This window comes from Lacisediminihabitans sp. (assembly GCF_036569425.1).
In the GTDB taxonomy this organism is placed as follows: Bacteria; Actinomycetota; Actinomycetes; order Actinomycetales; family Microbacteriaceae; genus Lacisediminihabitans.
Genome location: NZ_DATCQQ010000007.1, coordinates 1 through 17,044, shown reverse-complemented (window position 1 = coordinate 17,044; position 17,044 = coordinate 1). Strand labels below are relative to the sequence as shown.

Genomic DNA, 17,044 nt, shown 5'->3' with positions numbered 1-17,044 from the left:
GTCGACGGCACCTCGGCAACGGGTGCCTCGACGGGCTCGGCCGGCGCGGCGACCGACGCTGGGTTCGGCGCGTACGCCGGAGCCGGAGCGAAGGCCGAGGTCGGCGCGGGTGCGTAGGCGGGCGTGGGCTCCGGCGCGAGGGCCGGGGCTTCGGGAGCTGGCGCTTCGGGTGCTGGCGCCTCGGCGGCGGGCGCGGCTGCCTCCTCCGCGGGGGCGGCGGGCGCCTCGGCTGCCGGGGCGGATCCATCTCCGATGGTCACGAGTGGGGTGCCGACCTCGACCGTCTCATCCTCCGCCACGAGGATCGCTTCGATCACTCCGGCGATGGGGGACGGGATCTCGGTGTCGACCTTGTCGGTCGACACTTCGAGCAGCGGCTCGTCGACCTCCACGCGGTCGCCCACGTTCTTCAACCAGCGGGTAACCGTACCCTCGGTGACACTCTCACCGAGTGCCGGGAGGTTGACGGATTCGCTCATCAGTGATGCTCCTTAGACCAGTTCTGTTGTTCTAGCTTAGTTCGGTGACGCGGACTCAGAGGGAGTGAAGCGGCTTTCCGGCGAGAGCGAGGAAGGCCTCGCCCAGCGCTTCGTTCTGAGTCGGGTGTGCGTGGATGAGCGGGGCGATGTCTTCGGGGTATGCCTCCCAGTTGACCACGAGCTGCGCCTCACCGATGAGCTCGCCGACGCGGGCACCGATCATATGCACACCGACGACGGGTCCGTCGTTGACACGCACCACCTTGATCGAGCCAGACGTGCCGATGATGTGGCTCTTGCCGTTGCCTGCAAGGTTGTAGTCGTAGCTGGTCACCTTGTCGGCGCCGTACTTCTCCTGGGCCCGGGCCTCTGACAGGCCGACCGAGGCGACCTCGGGGTCGGAGTAGGTGACCTTGGGGATGTTCAGGTCGTCGATCACGATCGGGTTGAGCCCGGCGATCTCCTCGGCGACGAAGATGCCCTGCTGGAAGCCGCGGTGGGCGAGCTGCAGCCCGGGCACGATGTCCCCGACCGCGTACACGCCTGGCACGTTGGTGAGCAGTCGCTCGTTGGTGAGCACGAAACCGCGATCCATGGCCACACCGACCTCCTCGTAGCCGAGGCCGGCCGTCGACGGACCGCGACCGACGGCGACGAGCAGAAGCTCCGCCTCCACGGTCTCGCCGTTCTCGAGGGTCACGACGACTCCGTTGTCGTCCTGGGCCACCGACTGGAAGCGGGTGCCGAGCTTGAACTCGATGCCGCGGCGGCGGAACGCACGCTCGAACTGCTTGCTGATGGCCTCGTCCTCGTTGGGCACGAGGTGGGGGAGTGCCTCGATGATCGTGACCTCCGCGCCCCACGAACGCCACACGCTCGAGAATTCGACTCCGATGACTCCGCCGCCGAGAACCGCGACCTTCTTCGGCACGAAGTCCAGCTCGAGGGCCTGCTCCGAGGTGATGACGCGGCCGCCGATTTCGAGGCCCGGCAGTGACCGCGAGTACGAGCCGGTGGCGAGGATCACGTTCTTGCCGACGAGGGTGTCCTCGCCCACCTTGACGGTGTTGGCGGCGACGAGACGGCCCTCGCCCTCGATGACGGTGATGCCACGGGTCTTGATCAGACCGACGAGCCCCTTGAACTTGCTCGCGACGATCCCCTCACGGTAGGAGGTGACCGCGCCCATGTCGATGCCGCCGAAGGTCGACGTGACGCCGTACTTGGCGGACTCGCGGGTGACGTCGGCGACCTCGGCGGAGTGCAGCAGCGCCTTGGTCGGGATGCAGCCCACGTGCAGGCAGGTGCCACCGAGTTTACCCTTCTCCACGAGCGCCACCGAGAAACCCAGTTGGCTCGCGCGCAGTGCGGCCGCGTAGCCGCCGCTCCCTGCTCCGAGGATCACAATGTCAAAAGTCTGCTCAGACAACCAGGGGCTCCCTTGGATCTCAGGATTTGTGCTTTAGCCCGATCAGCCGTGTCGGCCGGCGGGCAGCATTGGCTCGATTCTTACAGCCATAAAGACCTTACTACGCATGGGAAAACTCCTCTGCCAGTGCGAGCAGGGTACGCACGCTCATACCGGTCGGACCCTTGGCGCTGAAGCCGAATCCCCCGCCCGGGTTGGTGCCGGATCCGGCGATGTCGAGGTGCGCCCACGGAATACGGCCCTCCGCCGGGTCGCGGCGCGTGCCCACGAACTCCTGCAGGAACACCCCGGCGACGAGCATGCCGGCCGCGGTGTTACCGATGCGGGCGTTGGCGATGTCGGCGACATCCGAGTTCAGCGCAGAGCGCAACTCGGCCGGCAGCGGCATCGGCCAGAAGGATTCGCCGGCGATGGTCGCGGCGGCGATGACCTCCGACACGAAGTCGTCGTCGCCCATGACCCCCGCGTAGCGGTCGCCGAGGGCCACCCGCGCGGCGCCGGTGAGGGTCGCGACATCCACGATCGCGTCCGGGAACTCCTCGCTCGCCGCCACGAGGCCGTCGGCCACTACGAGTCGGCCCTCCGCGTCGGTGTTGAGCACCTCCACGGTCTTACCGCCGCGCATCCGAAGCACGTCGTTCGGTCGGATGGCGGACCCGGACGGCATGTTCTCGGCGATGCAGAGCCAGGCGGTGATGCGCACGTCGATGCCGAGCTCGGCGGCGGCGAGCACGACGGCCATGACGGTCGCCGCGCCGGCCATGTCGTATTTCATGCCGACCATGGATGCTGCCGGCTTGAGCGAGAGGCCTCCGGTGTCGAAGGTGATGCCCTTGCCGACCAGGGCGAGATGCTTCGCCGCCGTATGCGGCGCGTAGCTGATCTTCACCAGACGCGGTCCGCGGGTCGATCCGGCGCCGACGCCGACAATCCCGCCGAAACCACCGGCGGCGAGCTCCTCGTCGGCGAGGATCGTCACCTCGACGGGGAGGCCTGCGGCGAACTCGGTGACCGCGGTGGCGAAGGTCTCCGGATAGAGGTCGGACGGCGGCGCGTTGACGAGGTCCCGAACGCGGTGGATGGCGGTCGCGACGATGGCGGCCCGCTTCGCGAGGTCTGTCTCGGGAGCGGTGGCCGTCATGACGGTGACGTCACTTGCCGGACGCTTGGTGGACTCGAGCGAACTGGCCCGGTACTCGGTGTACGAGTACGCACCGATCGCCGCGCCTTCGAGCACGGCGAGCACCTCGGCATCCGTCCTCGTCGGCAGGTCGATCACGATCGACTCGACGCCGGTCAGTCTGCGCGCCGCCGTTCCTGCCGCGTAGCGCAGCGCGTGGGCATCCGGCTGCCCGCTTCCGAGCCCGACGAGGGCGATGCTGCGTGCCTCCCCGGCTGCGACGGGCACGCGAACCAGCTCGTCCTTGCCGCCGGTCATGCCGATCGTCGCGAGGTTCGAAACCAGGGCGGGAAACGCTGCGGCGTTCGCGTGCAGCACGGGGCCGTCATCCGACGATCCGACTCCGATCACGAGCACATCGGAGCTGAGGGAATGGGCGATGTCGGTGCTGACGCGCACGGCGGGGACTGTCATGCGGCAATGCTAGCCGGACGGCCCGGCGCGCCCGTTCGGCCTGTTCGCTCACGGCATGAAGCCTCTCGGCCCGATCACCAGTTCGCTGTCCGGTGGCGCGGTTAGAGTGAAACTATGCGCGACCCAGAAGGCCTCTACGAACTGAACCCGGACGTCATCGACGTGCCGGAAGGCCTGCATTTGGTCGCCGGACTCACCGGATTCGCCGACGCGGGAGCGGCGGTGACCCAGTTGGGCGAGTACCTCGTCGACTCGATCGACCAGCGGCTGATCGCGAGCTTCGACGCGGACGAACTGCTCGACTTTCGCGCCCGTCGCCCGGTGATCTACTTCGACCAGGACCACCTCACCGACTACCGGCCGCCGAAGCTCGGGCTCTACCTCGGCACCGACGAGATCGGTCAGCGCTTCCTCTTTCTCACCGGTTTCGAACCGGACTTCCAGTGGGAGCGGTTCTCCACGGCGGTGCTTCGACTCATCGAGCGGTTCAAGGTGAAGACCACGACCTGGGTGCACGCCATCCCGATGCCGACGCCTCATACCCGCCCGATCGGCGTGACCGTCAGCGGCAACCGCGTCGAACTGATCGACGCCATGTCGGTGTGGAAGCCTCGCACCCAGGTGCCCGCCAACGCCCTTCACCTCGTGGAATACCGATTGCAGCAGCTCGAACATCCCACGGTCGGTTTCGTGCTCCTCGTGCCCCACTACCTTGCCGACACCGAGTACCCGGATGCGGCAGTGAAGGCTCTCGAGAGCATCAGCGCGGCGACGGGACTCATTTTTCCCACCGACCGGTTGCGCGACGAGGGCCGGGACTTCCTCTCCAAGATCGACAGCCAGATCGAAACCAACCAGGAGCTCGCGAAGCTCGTGAGGGCGCTCGAGGAACGTCACGACTCCTATATGGAGGGCAACCCGCTGAGGTCGCCGCTGACCGACCAGGACGGCGAACTGCCGTCGGCCGACGAGATCGCCGCCGAACTCGAGAACTTCCTCGCGACGCGTCGCAAGGGCGAGAGCGACCCGCCGAGCCTCGCCTGATCGCCGAACGCCTCTGATCGCCGGACGCCGGATTGCCAGACGCCACCGGCGGCGGAGGGCGATGCCGCTCGGCCGGTCTACTGTTGAATAGTGAATTCTCGGCGGTCCTGGCTCATTTGGGCGATCGCCATCTTCGCCTACATCGTCGGCGTGCTGCAGCGGTCCTCCCTCGGAGTCTCGGGCATCGAGGCCGCCCATCGCTTCGAGGTTTCGGCGTCGGTGCTCTCCACTCTCGCCGTCGTGCAGATCATCGTCTACGCCGCGCTGCAGATTCCGGTGGGGGTCGTACTCGACAGGGTCGGCCCGAAGGCGCTCGTCGCGGCCGGGGCCCTGCTGATGCTCACGGGACAGGTCGTGCTGGCCCTGGCTCCGTCGATCGGGGTCGCGATCGTCGGCCGCGTGCTCGTCGGTGCCGGCGATGCGATGACCTTCATCTCGGTGATCCGACTTCTCGCGTCCTGGTTCAATGGGCGGCTCCTGCCGCAGGTGTCGCAATGGACGGGTAACCTCGGCCAGCTCGGCCAGGTGCTCTCCGCCATCCCGCTCTCCTTCCTGCTGCACAGCTACGGGTGGACGCCCGCCTTCCTCTCCGCCGCGTCGATGTCCGCTCTCGCCCTCGTGCTCGTGCTCGTGCTCCTCTCCAACGGAAGGGCGGATGCCGCGCGGGGCGACCGAGTCACGACCTGGCCCCACGCGATGCGCCAGTTGCGCGAGGCGCTCGCCCGGCCGGGAACCCGGCTCGGCTTCTGGTCTCACTTCACCACCCAGTCATCCGGCACCGTCTTTAGCCTGCTCTGGGGGTTCCCGATGCTGACCGCCGGGCTCGGTTACAGCCCGGCCACGGCGTCGGGTCTGCTGACCCTGATCGTGGGCGCCGGCGTGGTGAGCGGACCGATCCTGGGCGTGCTTACCGCCCGTTTCCCCCTGCGCCGTTCGAATCTCGTGCTGGCGATCGTCACCACGATCGGGATCGCGTGGACGGTGCTGCTGCTCTGGCCGGGGCGTCCACCGTTCGTCGTCGTGGTCATCCTGATCATCGTGCTCGGCATCGGAGGACCCGGGTCGCTCATCGGCTTCGACTTCGCCCGCACCTTCAATCCGATGCGCAGCCTCGGGTCGGCGAACGGCGTCGTGAATGTGGGCGGTTTTCTCGCGAGCTTCGTGATGATGTACCTCATCGGGCTGGTTCTCGATGTGCTCAACCGTCTCCGCATCGACAGCGGGGCGGCGAGCGATGTCTTCGCCTGGGAGTCGTTCCGCGTCGCCCTCACCGTGCAGTACGCGGTGGTGGGCGCCGGCGTGATCTTTCTGCTGCTGGCGCGGAGGAGCACCCGCCGACGGCTGCACGAAGACGAGGGAATACGGGTGGCACCGCTCTGGGTTGCACTCTCCAGAGCCCTTCGGCGACACAAGATATAGCGAATGCGCCGAATTGGCAAGGGGTGCCGGCAAAGCATGCAATGATTGACGTAAGACCCGTTCCAGTTGACGGGGCGTATTTGCTCATTCGTTGTGCAACGGCCCAGGACTTGACATGGGTCTTAGTGCTGCCCAAAAAGCGTGCTGCCCAAAATGCGTGCTGCCCGAAAAGCGTGCGACCCGAAGTGCGTGCTGCCCGAAAAGCCTCCAGCCCGGCACTACACACCAGTAGTTTGTTCTCGATCCGATGCGAAAGGTGTCCGAATGGCCACCACCACTAAATCCACCACTCTCGCCGACACGGCGGCAGGAGAAGAGGTCGCTGCCGACCAGGCGCTGACGGCACCGAAGACCACGGCCAAGAAGGCCACGACCAAGACCCCGGCCAAGGCGCCTGCGAAGGCGGCCGCGTCCAAGGACGCCGCGGCCAAGAAGGCTCCGGCCAAGAAGGCCACCAAGTCGAAGTCCGACGACACCGACGACGCTGACGAGGTGGTCGATGGCGAGGAGATCGACGAAGAGGTCGATGTCGTCGTCGTGGTCGAAGACGCGAAGGATGCCGAGGACGTCAAGGAAGACGCCACCGATGACTCCGACGATGACAAGGACGACAAGGATGACAAAGACGAGGTGCTGCCCAGCGGCGCGCTCGTGCTATCGCTCGTCGACGACGAGGACGAGGTGCCGGTCTACTCGTCGGCCATCACCGGCGCCACGGCAGACCCGGTCAAGGACTACCTGAAGCAGATCGGCAAGGTCGCGCTGCTCAACGCCGCCGAAGAGGTTGAGCTCGCGATGCGAATCGAAGCCGGCCTGTTCGCGGAGGACAAGCTCTCCCAGATGACACCCGCCGAACTCAAGTCCCAGCTGGGCCGCGAGCTCTCCTGGGTGGCGAAGGACGGGCAGCGGGCCAAGAGCCACCTGCTCGGAGCAAACCTCCGACTCGTCGTCTCCCTCGCCAAGCGTTACACGGGTCGCGGGATGCAGTTCCTCGACCTCATCCAGGAGGGCAACCTGGGCCTCATCCGTGCGGTCGAGAAGTTCGACTACACCAAGGGCTTCAAGTTCTCCACCTACGCCACCTGGTGGATCCGCCAGGCGATCACCCGCGCCATGGCCGACCAGGCCCGCACCATCCGCATCCCGGTGCACATGGTGGAGGTAATCAACAAGCTCGCCCGCGTGCAGCGCCAGATGCTGCAGGACCTCGGTCGCGAACCGACTCCAGAGGAGTTGAGCCGCGAGCTCGACATGACGCCGGAGAAGGTCATCGAGGTGCAGAAGTACGGCCGCGAGCCGATCTCGCTGCACACGCCCCTCGGCGAGGACGGCGACAGCGAGTTCGGCGACCTCATCGAGGACACCGAGGCCGTCGTCCCCGCGGACGCGGTGGGCTTCACGATGCTGCAGAAGCAGCTCGAGTCGCTTCTCGACTCCCTGTCCGAGCGCGAGGCCGGAGTGATCCGGATGAGGTTCGGCCTGGGCGACGGAATGCCGAAGACCCTCGACCAGATCGGCGACACCTTCGGCGTGACGCGCGAGCGCATCCGCCAGATCGAGTCCAAGACGATGGCGAAGCTTCGCCACCCGTCCCGGTCGCAGTCGCTGCGCGACTATCTTGAGTAAACCGGCCGGCAGGGGAAAGCCCAGCGGTCTGAAGTACTTCGTGCCCGTGGTCCTGGGCAAGACCGTACGCGCCCTCGCGAAGCTTCGCGGCGGCGGCTCGGCCTTTCCGGGCTACGTCACCACGAAGCTCGCGCCCGGTTTTCTCGAAGACGTCACCGGCCAGTTCGAGTACGGAATCGTCTACGTTCTCGGTTCCAACGGCAAGTCGACGACCACGCACATGCTCACCGAGGTGCTGCGCGGCCACGGCCTTCGAGTGTTCACGAATCCGTCGGGCGCGAACCTCCCGCAGGGTATCGCCTCATCGATCCTCGCCGAGTCGAGCGTTCTCGGACGCCTCGACGCCGACATCGGGGTGCTTGAGGTGGATGAGGCGTTCGCGCTCGAGTTCGCGGCGACAGTCCCGCCATCCACCGTGCTCGTGCTCAACACCCAGGTCGACCAGCTCTACCGTTTCTACGAGACGGAGCGGGTCGCGGACATGATGCTCGATACCGCGCAGCGTGCGCGGCTGCACATCGTGACCAACCGCGAGGATCCGTACCTCTCGAAGATCGCTCGACGCTACCCCGACGGCGACGCGACGACGGGTCCGGACATCAGCTACTTCGGGGCCTCCGCTGAGCTCATCGCGAGCGCACCGCACGGACTGTTCAACGCGAAGGACTACCGGGACGCGGCGGTCGAGCCGGAACACCACGACGCCCTCGCCGAGCTGGTGGCGACGGATCGCGCGGGCGCGACGATCGACGTCGCGGGCGCGACGATCGACGTCACCCTCCCCGCCAAGGGCCTGCACTACGCCATCGACGCCGCGGCGGCGCTCGCGACCGCGGCCGTCATCCTCGGCGACCGGTTCGATGCGGCATCGTCGGCGGCGGCCTTCGCCGCGATGAAGCCGGCCTACGGTCGCGGCGAGCTGCTCGACTTCGGCAACGAACAGGTCGAGTTCGTCATGTTCAAGAACGCGGCGAGCCTTCAGCTCAACCTCGACGCGCTCCCCGAGCCCCCGGAGCAGGTGCTGCTCGCGATCGACGAGGGCACCCCGGACATCTCCTGGATCTACGACATCGACTTCGCCGCCCTCGATCACGTCGACGTCGTCACCGGGGCCAAGGCCTGGCAGATCGCCCTCCGGCTCGAGCACGAGGGGATCGCCATCGGTGCGGTCGAGCCCGATCTCCGGAAGGCGATCGAGATCATGCGCGCCCTCCCGAAGCCGTCCACCGGCCTCAAGACCTGGATCGTCAACTACGAGATCATGATGCTCGCGCGGAAGCAGATCGGCTTCCTCGAGCTGGAGAATCAGCGATGAACACCACGGTCACGATCGTGCAGTTGTACCCGGACGAGCTCGGCGTCGCCGGGGACCGCGGAAACGTGATGGCGCTTCGCGCGCGGCTCGAGCACGCCGGCCTGGCCGTGTCCGTGGTGGAACACCACATCGGCAACGAACTCCCGGCCGACGCCGACCTCGTCGTGGTGGGAAACGGGCCGCTCTCGGCGATGCGCAACGTCTACGACGACCTCGTGTCTCTCGGCGACCGACTCCGCGCCTACCGCGCGGCCGGCGTTCCCGTGTTCGCCTACGGGTCGGGGGCGGAGCTGCTCGGCCGCTCCATCACGCTGCTCGACGGCAGCACGCTCGACGGCCTCGGCATCCTGCCGTTCCGGGCCACCCGCATCCCGGAGCGTTCTGTCGGCTATGTGATCGTCGACACCCCGTTCGGGCAGGTCGTCGGTTTCGAGGACAACGCCTCCCGCTGGTCGCTCGATGCGAAGGCCAAACCGCTCGGCATCCTCGAGGCCGGAACCGGCAACAGCGAGGGCGCGGTCGAGGGAGTGCTCGACGGCACGAGCATCGGCACGCAGGTCGGCGGCCCGGTGCTTCCCCTCAACCCGCTGCTCACGGATGCGATCATCGGTTCGATCGCGTCGCGTCGCGGCATCGACTACACGCCCGCGGACACGAACGCGGACCTCGATCGTTTCGCCGCGCGGGCGCGTGAAGTGATCGCGGCGAACGCCAAGCACGTATTCTCGAGGATCTAGGCTCTCCAGGCCTTTCGACAACCACGAGGTGATGACGGTGAGCGACGCCCGGATGCCCGGTTCGGCCGTGTGCAGCGCACAGATCGACCTCTCCGCCATCCGCGACAACGCCGCGGTGCTGGCCGCACGCGTCGCGCCCCGACTGCTCGCAGCGGATCTCGCGGCCGACGGCTACGGCCACGGCGCCGTTGCGACCGCCCTGGCCGCTCTCCGGGGTGGCGCGGCCTCCCTCACGGTGAGCGAGCTCGACGACGCGCGCGAGCTGAGGGACGCCGGCATCGCCGTCGACATCGTCGCGCAGCGCGGACTCCCGAGCAGCGGCACGGCCCGCACGTGGCACGACCACGAGGTGTACTCCGCCGGTGCGGCGCTCTACGGCCTCGTCGAGGATGCGGAACTCCGCCCGGCGATGCGGGTGAGCGCGCTCGTGGTGGGCACGAAGACGATCGAGGCGGGGGAGGGCGTGTCGTACGGCTACACCTACCGCGCCGCGGCGCGCACCAACCTCGCCCTCGTCGGCATCGGTTACGCGGACGGCCTCGATCGCATCGCCAGCAACGTCGGAACCCTCCTGCTCGGCGGAAAGCCCCGCACGATCGCCGGCCGCGTCGCCATGAACGCGCTCGTGCTTGACCTGGGGGAGGACACGGTGCGCGTGGGCGACGAAGCGGTGGTGTTCGGCGACGAGAGCCGCGGCGAGCCGAGGGCGGCGGCGTGGGCGGCGGCGCTCGGCAGGTCCGCGGCCGAGGTGGTCTCGGTCTTCGGGCAGCACCTGCCGAGGATGACGTCGTGAGCGGGGCCGAGGCGACGATCGACCTCGCGGCCTACCGCCGCAACCTCGACCGCATCCGCACCCGGGTGGCCCCGGCCGGCCTCATGGCCATCGTCAAGGCGGACGCCTACGGGCACGGGTTGCTCCCGATCGCGCGGGTCGCGGTGGATGCGGGAGTCGGCTGGATCGGCAGCCTCGACATCGCGACGGGCCTGCGCCTGCGAGAGGCGGGCATCCACGACGATGTGGCGATCTTCGCCTGGCTGCTCGGACCCGCCGAGGACTACGCTCGCGCGATCGAGGCCGGAATCGACCTCGGCGTCTCGACCGTCGACCAGCTCGACCGGATCGCGGCGGTCGGCTCGGCGGGCCGGGCACGCGTCCACCTCAAGATCGATACCGGGCTTCACCGCAACGGGGCGGATGCCGCGCAGTGGCCGCCGCTCGTGCGACGGGCGCTCGAGCTCGACGAGCGAGTGGAGCTCGTGGGGGTGTGGACCCACATTGCGGAGGCGTCGGACGCCGAGGACAGCGACGCGATCGAGCAGTTCCACGCCGCGATCGCGGTCGCGCAGGGGCTCGGGGCGGCGTTCTCGGTGCGACACCTTGCCGCGAGCGCCGCGTCGTTCGCCCGCGCAGACGCCCGCTTCGACCTCGTGCGGGTGGGCGCCTTCTCCTACGGCATCTCGCCGGGCGGGGGAGTGACCGCGGCCTCGCTCGGCTTGGAGCAGGTGCTGACCCTCGCCGCGCCGGTGATGGCGGTGAACGACGGACTCGCCATCGTGGCCACTGGATTCGGCGACGGCGTACCAGGGTCGGCGGCGGGAGCGATGGAGGTCGCGATCGCCGGAACCCGTTATCCCATCGTCTCGGTCGACGTCGACAGCCTCGAGGTCGCTGTCGGTGTCGCGCCGGTGCAACCCGGGGACGCGGCCGTGCTGGTGGGCCCGGGCGCGCGCGGCGAGCCGACCCTGCAGGAGTGGGGGGACGCCCTCGGCACGATCGGCGAGGAGATCGTCACTCGGCTGAGCCCGCGCATCCCGCGCCGGTACACCGGGGCTTAAACCACACAGCGCCCCCGGCACGAGGCCGGAGGCGCTGGGGTCACGCGTCGTTGGTTTTAGGAGCGGTGGTCCTGCAGCAGGCGGGCCGACTCGTCGTGCCAGTCACTCGCGACCGCGGTGAGCTTCTCCTGGTACTTCTTGCCGTGATGGGCGCAAAAGAACAGTTCGCTCGAACCGATGGCCACTCGAATGTACGCCTGGGCGCCGCAGCTATCGCAGCGGTCGGAGGCGGTGAGCTGGTGGCTGGAGTCGAGCTCGTCTAGTGCAGTTGTTTCGGGTGCAATCTGTGACATGAGATGCTCCTCCAGTTCCATTATCGAAAAACTTCTTACCCCTATACAAACACGCCCATGTTACAAAGGGGCGACAAAAGTCCTGTATTTCGCTGAACGCGTAGACCCAGTTGTAGGGGGGTGTCGTGCGGCGGCGGTGTCATCCGCTGTCATTAAGCTAGAACACGGCCCGGCTCCCATCCATTCCTTGATGCCCTGGAGACGGGTCGGGCGTGAGGAGACATTCGTGGCGAGTTCCGACTACTCGGCGAGGCACCTGTCGGTGTTGGAGGGCCTCGAGGCCGTGCGCAAGCGGCCCGGAATGTACATCGGCTCCACAGACTCTCGCGGTCTCATGCACTGCCTCTGGGAGATCATCGACAACTCCGTCGACGAGGCGCTCGGCGGGCACGGCGGAGAGATCTCCGTGATCCTGCACAAGGACAACAGCGTCGAGGTTCGGGACACCGCCCGGGGGATCCCGGTGGACATCGAGCCGAAGACGGGCCTCTCCGGCGTGGAAGTGGTCTTCACCAAGCTGCACGCCGGCGGAAAGTTCGGCAGCGGATCGTACGCCGCATCCGGGGGGCTGCACGGCGTCGGCGCCTCCGTCGTCAACGCCCTCTCCGAGCGCCTCGACGTCGAGGTCGACCGCGACGGCAAGACCTGGGCGATGTCGTTCCACCGGGGCGAGCCCGGCATCTTCACCGACCTCGGCGAGCCGACACCGAGCGCGGTGTTCACCCCGTTCGAGAGCCGCAGCGAGCTGCGCGTCGCCGGCAAGGTGGCGAAGGGGGTCACCGGCACGCGCGTGCGGTACTGGGCCGATCCGCAGATCTTCAGCCGCGGCACCACCTTCCAGACCGAGGAGCTGGTCGCCCGGGCGCGGCAGACCGCCTTCCTCGTGCGCGGCCTCGCGATCGACATCAGCGACGAGCGCGGCGATGAGCCGACGCGGGAGACCTTCCGCTTCGACGGCGGCATCGCCGAATACGTCGACTTCCTCGCCCCGGACACCGCGCTCACCGACACCTGGCGCATGAGCGGAGCCGGCACATTCACCGAGACCGTGCCGGTGCTCGACGACAAGGGCCACATGGTTGCGACCGAGCTTTCGCGCGAGTGCGAGGTGGACATCGCCCTGCGCTGGGGCACCGGCTACGACACGGTCTTCCGCAGCTACGTCAACATCATCGCCACCCCGAAGGGCGGCACGCACCAGACCGGGTTCGAGGCGGGGATGCTCAAGTTCCTGCGCTCCCAGGTGGAGCAGAACGCCCGACGGCTGAAGGTCGGCACAGGCGCGAACAGCGTCGAGAAGATCGAGAAGGACGACATTCTGGCCGGCCTCACCGCCGTGCTCACCGTTCGGCTGCCCGAACCGCAGTTCGAGGGGCAGACCAAGGAGATTCTCGGCACCCCGGCGGTGCGCAATATCGTGGCGAACGTGGTCGCGAAGACCATGGCCGAACGGTTCGGATCGAGCAAGCGCGACGACAAGACCCAGTCGGCCCTCGTGCTCGACAAGATCGTCGCCGAGATGAAGTCGCGCATCTCCGCGCGTGCCCACAAGGAGACCCAGCGCCGCAAGAACGCGCTCGAGAACTCGTCCCTGCCCGCGAAGCTCGTGGACTGCCGCTCGAACGACGTCGCCAACAGCGAGCTGTTCATCGTGGAGGGCGACTCGGCGCTCGGCACGGCCAAGCTCGCGCGGGACAGTGAATACCAGGCGCTCCTGCCGATCCGCGGCAAGATCCTGAACGTGCAGAAGGCATCCGTCTCCGACATGCTGTCGAACTCGGAGTGCGCGTCGATCATCCAGGTGATCGGCGCCGGATCCGGTCGCAGCTTCGACCTTGCGTCCGCCCGCTACGGCAAGGTCATCATCATGAGCGACGCGGATGTCGATGGCGCGCACATCCGCACCCTCCTGCTCACGCTGTTCTTCCGCTACATGCCGGACATGATCCGCGACGGGCGGGTCTACGCGGCGGTGCCGCCGCTGCACCGGGTGATCGTGATGAACCCGGGCACCAAGCCGAACGAGACCATCTACACCTACTCCGAGGCCGAACTGGGCGGGGTGCTTGCCGGGCTCAAGCGCAGCAACAAGCGCTATCAGGACCCCATCCAGCGCTACAAGGGCCTCGGCGAGATGGATGCCGACCAGCTCGCGAACACCACGATGGACCGCAAGCACCGCACCCTTCGCCGGGTGCAGATCACGGACGCCGTGAACGCCGAGAGGGTCTTCGAGCTGCTCATGGGCAACGACGTCGCCCCGCGCAAGGACTTCATCATTGCCGGCTCGGATGCGCTCTCCCGCGAGCGCATCGACGTCTAGGGCTACGCCGGCACGGTGGCCCGCACGGCCCAGGCACGGGCGAGCAGGTCGATGGACCCGTCGGCCGAGATCGGGAGTCGATCGCGCACGAGCTCCCGCAGGCGGGCCCGCGCCAGCTCGTCAAGCGACATCGCGTACGCGGGCGCCACGCCCTGACCGCCGAGGAACGGCCGCCAGTAGTCGTCGAAGCTGGCGAACGGGGTGCGGATGTCGATGGCCGTGACGTCGACCCTCTCGAGCGAGGCGCTGGTGAAGAGTGCCGACAGCGCCTCGGGACGGGACAGCGGGAAGCGGGCGGCCTCGTCGAGGCGGTCGGCGTGCGGATCGAGTTCGGCGGCCGCGTCCCAGAAGTGCCGCATCAGGTCCATCCGGCCCGCGTAGTCCCAGACGTACGCGGCGATGGTGCCGCCGGCTGTCGTCACGCGGGACGCCTCCGCGAGGGCGGCCGTCGGGACCGGCACGAAATTCAACACGAGTCCGGAGACGACGACGCCGACGGTGGCGTCGCCGAGCGGGATGTCGTCGGCGCTCCCACGCCGCAGGACCGCTCGCCCGGCGAGATTCCGCCTGGCGGTCTCGAGGAAGCCCTCCGACGGCTCGACGCCGTGAACCGATGCCGGCGACGCGAGATCGAGGATCGTCGCGCACAGGGCGCCGGTGCCGCAGCCGACGTCGAGCCAGCGACGCCCGGGCGGCAGGCCCAGCCAGGCGAGGAACTCCGGGGCCACGAGGCGGCTCCACCGCCCCACGTACCGTTCGTAGGCATCGCCGTGTTGCCAGGGGTCCATCACCCCATCATGCTCCCCGCCGGTTCGCCCGGCGAGAGGCGAGACGGTAGCCGACTCCCACCAGAATCACGATCACGCCGACGACGATGCCCGCCGCGGGCAGGGTGGCGGCGAGGGTCAGGCAGGCGAGGGCGCCGACCACCTGCACGGCCCTGGGATAGCGCCTCTGTTCTCGCGGCTGGCTGAGGGCCGCGAGGTTGGCAACGAAGTAGTAGAGCAGCACGCCGAACGAGGAGAACCCGATCGCCCCGCGCAGGTCGATCGTGAGCACGAGCGTGACGACGACGACCGCGATCGCCACCTCGGCGCGGTGCGGCACCCGATAGCGCGGATGGACGGCCGCGAGCCAGCGGGGGAGGTCGCCCTCGCGGGCCATGGCGAGGCTCGTGCGGCCGATCCCGGCGATGAGGGCGAGCAGGGCGCCGAGCGACGCCGCCGCGGCGCCGACCCGCACCACGGGGCCGGCCCACGCCCATCCGCTCGCTCGCACCGTGTCGGCGAGCGGGGCGCTCGAAGCGGCTACCCCGGTGGCGCCGAGCGCGCCCAGGATGGTCACGGCGATGACGCCGTAGACAACGACCGTGATGGCGAGGGCGATCGTGATGGCCAACGGGATCGTTCGCGACGGGTCGCGCACTTCCTCGCCCATGGTCGCGATGCGGGCGTAGCCGGCGAAGGCGAAGAAGAGCAGCCCGGCCGACTGCAGGATGCCGTACCAGCCGTGCGAGATGAGGGCACCGCCCGACCAGTCGCTGGCGCCTATACCCTCGCTCGCCCCGGCGGCGACAACGATCGCGAGGGCGAGCAGGGAGATCACCACGATGACTCTCGTGACGAGAGCCGTTCTGGTGACGCCGACGTAGTTGACGGCGGCGAGCCCCACGACGGCGGCGACGGCGACGGGGCGTTCCCAGCCGGCCGGGGCGGCGTACGCAGCGAAGGTGAGCGCCATCGCGGCGCAGCTCGCGATCTTGCCGATGACGAAGCTCCACCCGGCGAGGAAGCCCCACCAGGGCCCGAGCCGCTCCCGGCCGTAGACGTAGGTGCCGCCGGACGATGGATACACGGCCGCCAGCTGAGCCGAGGAGGTCGCGTTGCAGAAGGCGACGATCGCGGCGACGACGAGCCCGATGAGAAGGCCGTTGCCGGCCGCTCGCGCCGCCGGGGTGAAGGCGGCGAAGACCCCGGCGCCGACCATCGACCCGAGCCCGACGAAGACCGCGTCGGAAAGACTGAGGCGGCGGGAGAGGGCTGGCTGGGAGGTCACTCGCGAAGCCTAGGACACCGGGGCATCGAGCGGCTGACGTTTAGGCTCGAGCGATGACCATCTTTCACATCGCCCACGCCGCGGACTGGGATGCCGCGCTGCGGGATGGCACGTACCGCGTGTCACGCCGCGGGGCGACTCTCGAGTCGACCGGGTTCATCCATGCCTCAACCGCGGCGCAGCTCGATGGCGTCGCGAGCAGGTTCTACTCGGATGATTCCGAGCCGCTCGTTGTGCTCGAGATCGACGAGGCGGCCGCGGCCGCTTCCGGCATCGAGGTCAGGCTTGAGGACGGCGGCGGCGAACTCTTCCCCCACCTCTATGGGCCGATCCTGCCTTCCTTTGTCACGCGGGTATCGACGGCTCGCTTCGATTGCGACGGCCGGTTCACGGTCGAGGGGGATGCCGCGAAATGACCGCGGCGATCCACCACATCGAGTATTGGGTGCCCGACTTCGCGGCGGCGCGACCCCGGTGGGAGTGGCTGCTCCATGAGCTCGGCTGGGCGGACTTCCAGGACTGGCCGCTGGGCCACTCCTGGAAGTCTGCGGACGGCGGCTATCTGGTGATCGAGCAGTCGGCCGCGATGACCGAGGGAGGTCACGACCGGCTGCGGCCGGGCGTCAACCACCTCGCCCTCAACGCCGCATCCCGAGCCGCCGTCGACGCGCTGACCGCTGCCTCGAGCGCGCACGGATGGGCCCTGATGTTTCCAGATCGGCATCCGTTTGCTGGCGGAACAGGGCACTACGCCGCCTACCTCTGCGACGAGGACGGATTCGAGTTGGAGATTGTCGCCGAGGACGTTCGCGGGTAGGCGGCCTCGTCCCGTGCTCGCGGCGGGAGTCGTGCCCTGCCACGGCGGGAGGCGTGACCCCCGCCGCCACGCCGCAT

16 protein-coding genes are annotated in these 17,044 nt (G+C 68.3%); 10 read left to right on the top strand and 6 right to left on the bottom strand.

All coding sequences use genetic code 11. The features are described 5' to 3' along the window. From VIM54_RS00595 to VIM54_RS00585, 3 genes are all read right to left on the bottom strand, one after another. The coding region (locus VIM54_RS00595) for a biotin/lipoyl-containing protein (RefSeq protein WP_331898253.1) at window positions 1–479 on the bottom strand (479 nt) is incomplete at its 3' end. Between the two features lie 55 nt (window positions 480–534). Beyond that, on the bottom strand, window positions 535–1,908 hold the full coding sequence (gene lpdA / locus VIM54_RS00590; protein WP_331898251.1) for a dihydrolipoyl dehydrogenase: 1,374 nt from the start codon (window positions 1,906–1,908) through the stop codon (window positions 535–537). A 100-nt stretch (window positions 1,909–2,008) separates the two neighbouring features. Continuing rightward, window positions 2,009–3,502 (bottom strand): leucyl aminopeptidase, encoded by a 1,494-nt coding sequence (locus VIM54_RS00585; protein ID WP_331898249.1) that lies wholly within the window; start codon window positions 3,500–3,502, stop codon window positions 2,009–2,011. A gap of 114 nt (window positions 3,503–3,616) precedes the next feature. Here VIM54_RS00585 and VIM54_RS00580 point away from each other — a divergent pair, with 114 nt between their 5' ends. The 7 genes from VIM54_RS00580 (at window position 3,617) to VIM54_RS00550 (ending at window position 11,479) form a co-directional block, all read left to right on the top strand. Then, on the top strand, window positions 3,617–4,546 hold the full coding sequence (locus tag VIM54_RS00580) for a PAC2 family protein (protein ID WP_331898248.1): 930 nt from the start codon (window positions 3,617–3,619) through the stop codon (window positions 4,544–4,546). A 90-nt stretch (window positions 4,547–4,636) separates the two neighbouring features. Further along, the gene (locus VIM54_RS00575; RefSeq protein WP_331898246.1) at window positions 4,637–5,965 is read left to right on the top strand and encodes an MFS transporter; all 1,329 of its coding nucleotides are present in this window, start codon (window positions 4,637–4,639) and stop codon (window positions 5,963–5,965) included. A 264-nt stretch (window positions 5,966–6,229) separates the two neighbouring features. Continuing rightward, window positions 6,230–7,591 carry an RNA polymerase sigma factor gene (locus tag VIM54_RS00570; protein ID WP_331898244.1) on the top strand — a complete coding sequence of 454 codons (1,362 nt, stop codon included), beginning with the start codon at window positions 6,230–6,232 and terminating at the stop codon, window positions 7,589–7,591. A 40-nt stretch (window positions 7,592–7,631) separates the two neighbouring features. Further along, entirely contained in the window at window positions 7,632–8,906 is a 1,275-nt protein-coding gene (locus tag VIM54_RS00565; protein ID WP_331898242.1) for a MurT ligase domain-containing protein, read from the top strand. Beyond that, the gene (locus tag VIM54_RS00560) at window positions 8,903–9,643 is read left to right on the top strand and encodes a glutamine amidotransferase (protein ID WP_331898240.1); all 741 of its coding nucleotides are present in this window, start codon (window positions 8,903–8,905) and stop codon (window positions 9,641–9,643) included. Before VIM54_RS00565 ends, VIM54_RS00560 begins: the two co-directional genes overlap by 4 nt. A 37-nt stretch (window positions 9,644–9,680) precedes the next feature. Beyond that, window positions 9,681–10,436: an alanine racemase gene (locus VIM54_RS00555; protein WP_331898238.1), complete on the top strand. Its 756-nt coding sequence runs from the start codon at window positions 9,681–9,683 to the stop codon at window positions 10,434–10,436. After that, on the top strand, window positions 10,433–11,479 hold the full coding sequence (locus tag VIM54_RS00550; RefSeq protein WP_331898236.1) for an alanine racemase: 1,047 nt from the start codon (window positions 10,433–10,435) through the stop codon (window positions 11,477–11,479). The genes VIM54_RS00555 and VIM54_RS00550 overlap by 4 nt, the downstream gene beginning before the upstream one ends. Before the next feature lie 56 nt (window positions 11,480–11,535). Here VIM54_RS00550 and VIM54_RS00545 read toward each other — a convergent pair whose 3' ends face one another. Then, window positions 11,536–11,772: a DUF7455 domain-containing protein gene (locus VIM54_RS00545; protein ID WP_331898235.1), complete on the bottom strand. Its 237-nt coding sequence runs from the start codon at window positions 11,770–11,772 to the stop codon at window positions 11,536–11,538. A gap of 226 nt (window positions 11,773–11,998) precedes the next feature. On the opposite strand from VIM54_RS00545, the gene VIM54_RS00540 reads away from it, so the two are divergent. Beyond that, complete coding sequence (locus VIM54_RS00540; protein WP_331898233.1) at window positions 11,999–14,095, top strand: DNA topoisomerase IV subunit B; 2,097 nt, start codon at window positions 11,999–12,001, stop codon at window positions 14,093–14,095. 2 nt (window positions 14,096–14,097) lie between these two features. Here VIM54_RS00540 and VIM54_RS00535 read toward each other — a convergent pair whose 3' ends face one another. Both VIM54_RS00535 and VIM54_RS00530 read right to left on the bottom strand, forming a co-directional pair. Next, window positions 14,098–14,883, bottom strand: a complete 786-nt coding sequence (locus VIM54_RS00535) for a class I SAM-dependent methyltransferase (protein WP_331898232.1) — start codon at window positions 14,881–14,883, stop codon at window positions 14,098–14,100. Window positions 14,884–14,890: 7 nt separating this feature from the next. Then, window positions 14,891–16,150 (bottom strand): APC family permease, encoded by a 1,260-nt coding sequence (locus VIM54_RS00530; protein WP_331898230.1) that lies wholly within the window; start codon window positions 16,148–16,150, stop codon window positions 14,891–14,893. Window positions 16,151–16,203: 53 nt separating this feature from the next. Here VIM54_RS00530 and VIM54_RS00525 point away from each other — a divergent pair, with 53 nt between their 5' ends. After that, the gene (locus tag VIM54_RS00525) at window positions 16,204–16,566 is read left to right on the top strand and encodes a DUF952 domain-containing protein (protein ID WP_331898228.1); all 363 of its coding nucleotides are present in this window, start codon (window positions 16,204–16,206) and stop codon (window positions 16,564–16,566) included. Further along, complete coding sequence (locus VIM54_RS00520; RefSeq protein ID WP_331898226.1) at window positions 16,563–16,967, top strand: VOC family protein; 405 nt, start codon at window positions 16,563–16,565, stop codon at window positions 16,965–16,967. The genes VIM54_RS00525 and VIM54_RS00520 overlap by 4 nt, the downstream gene beginning before the upstream one ends. Window positions 16,968–17,044 lie beyond the last annotated feature (77 nt).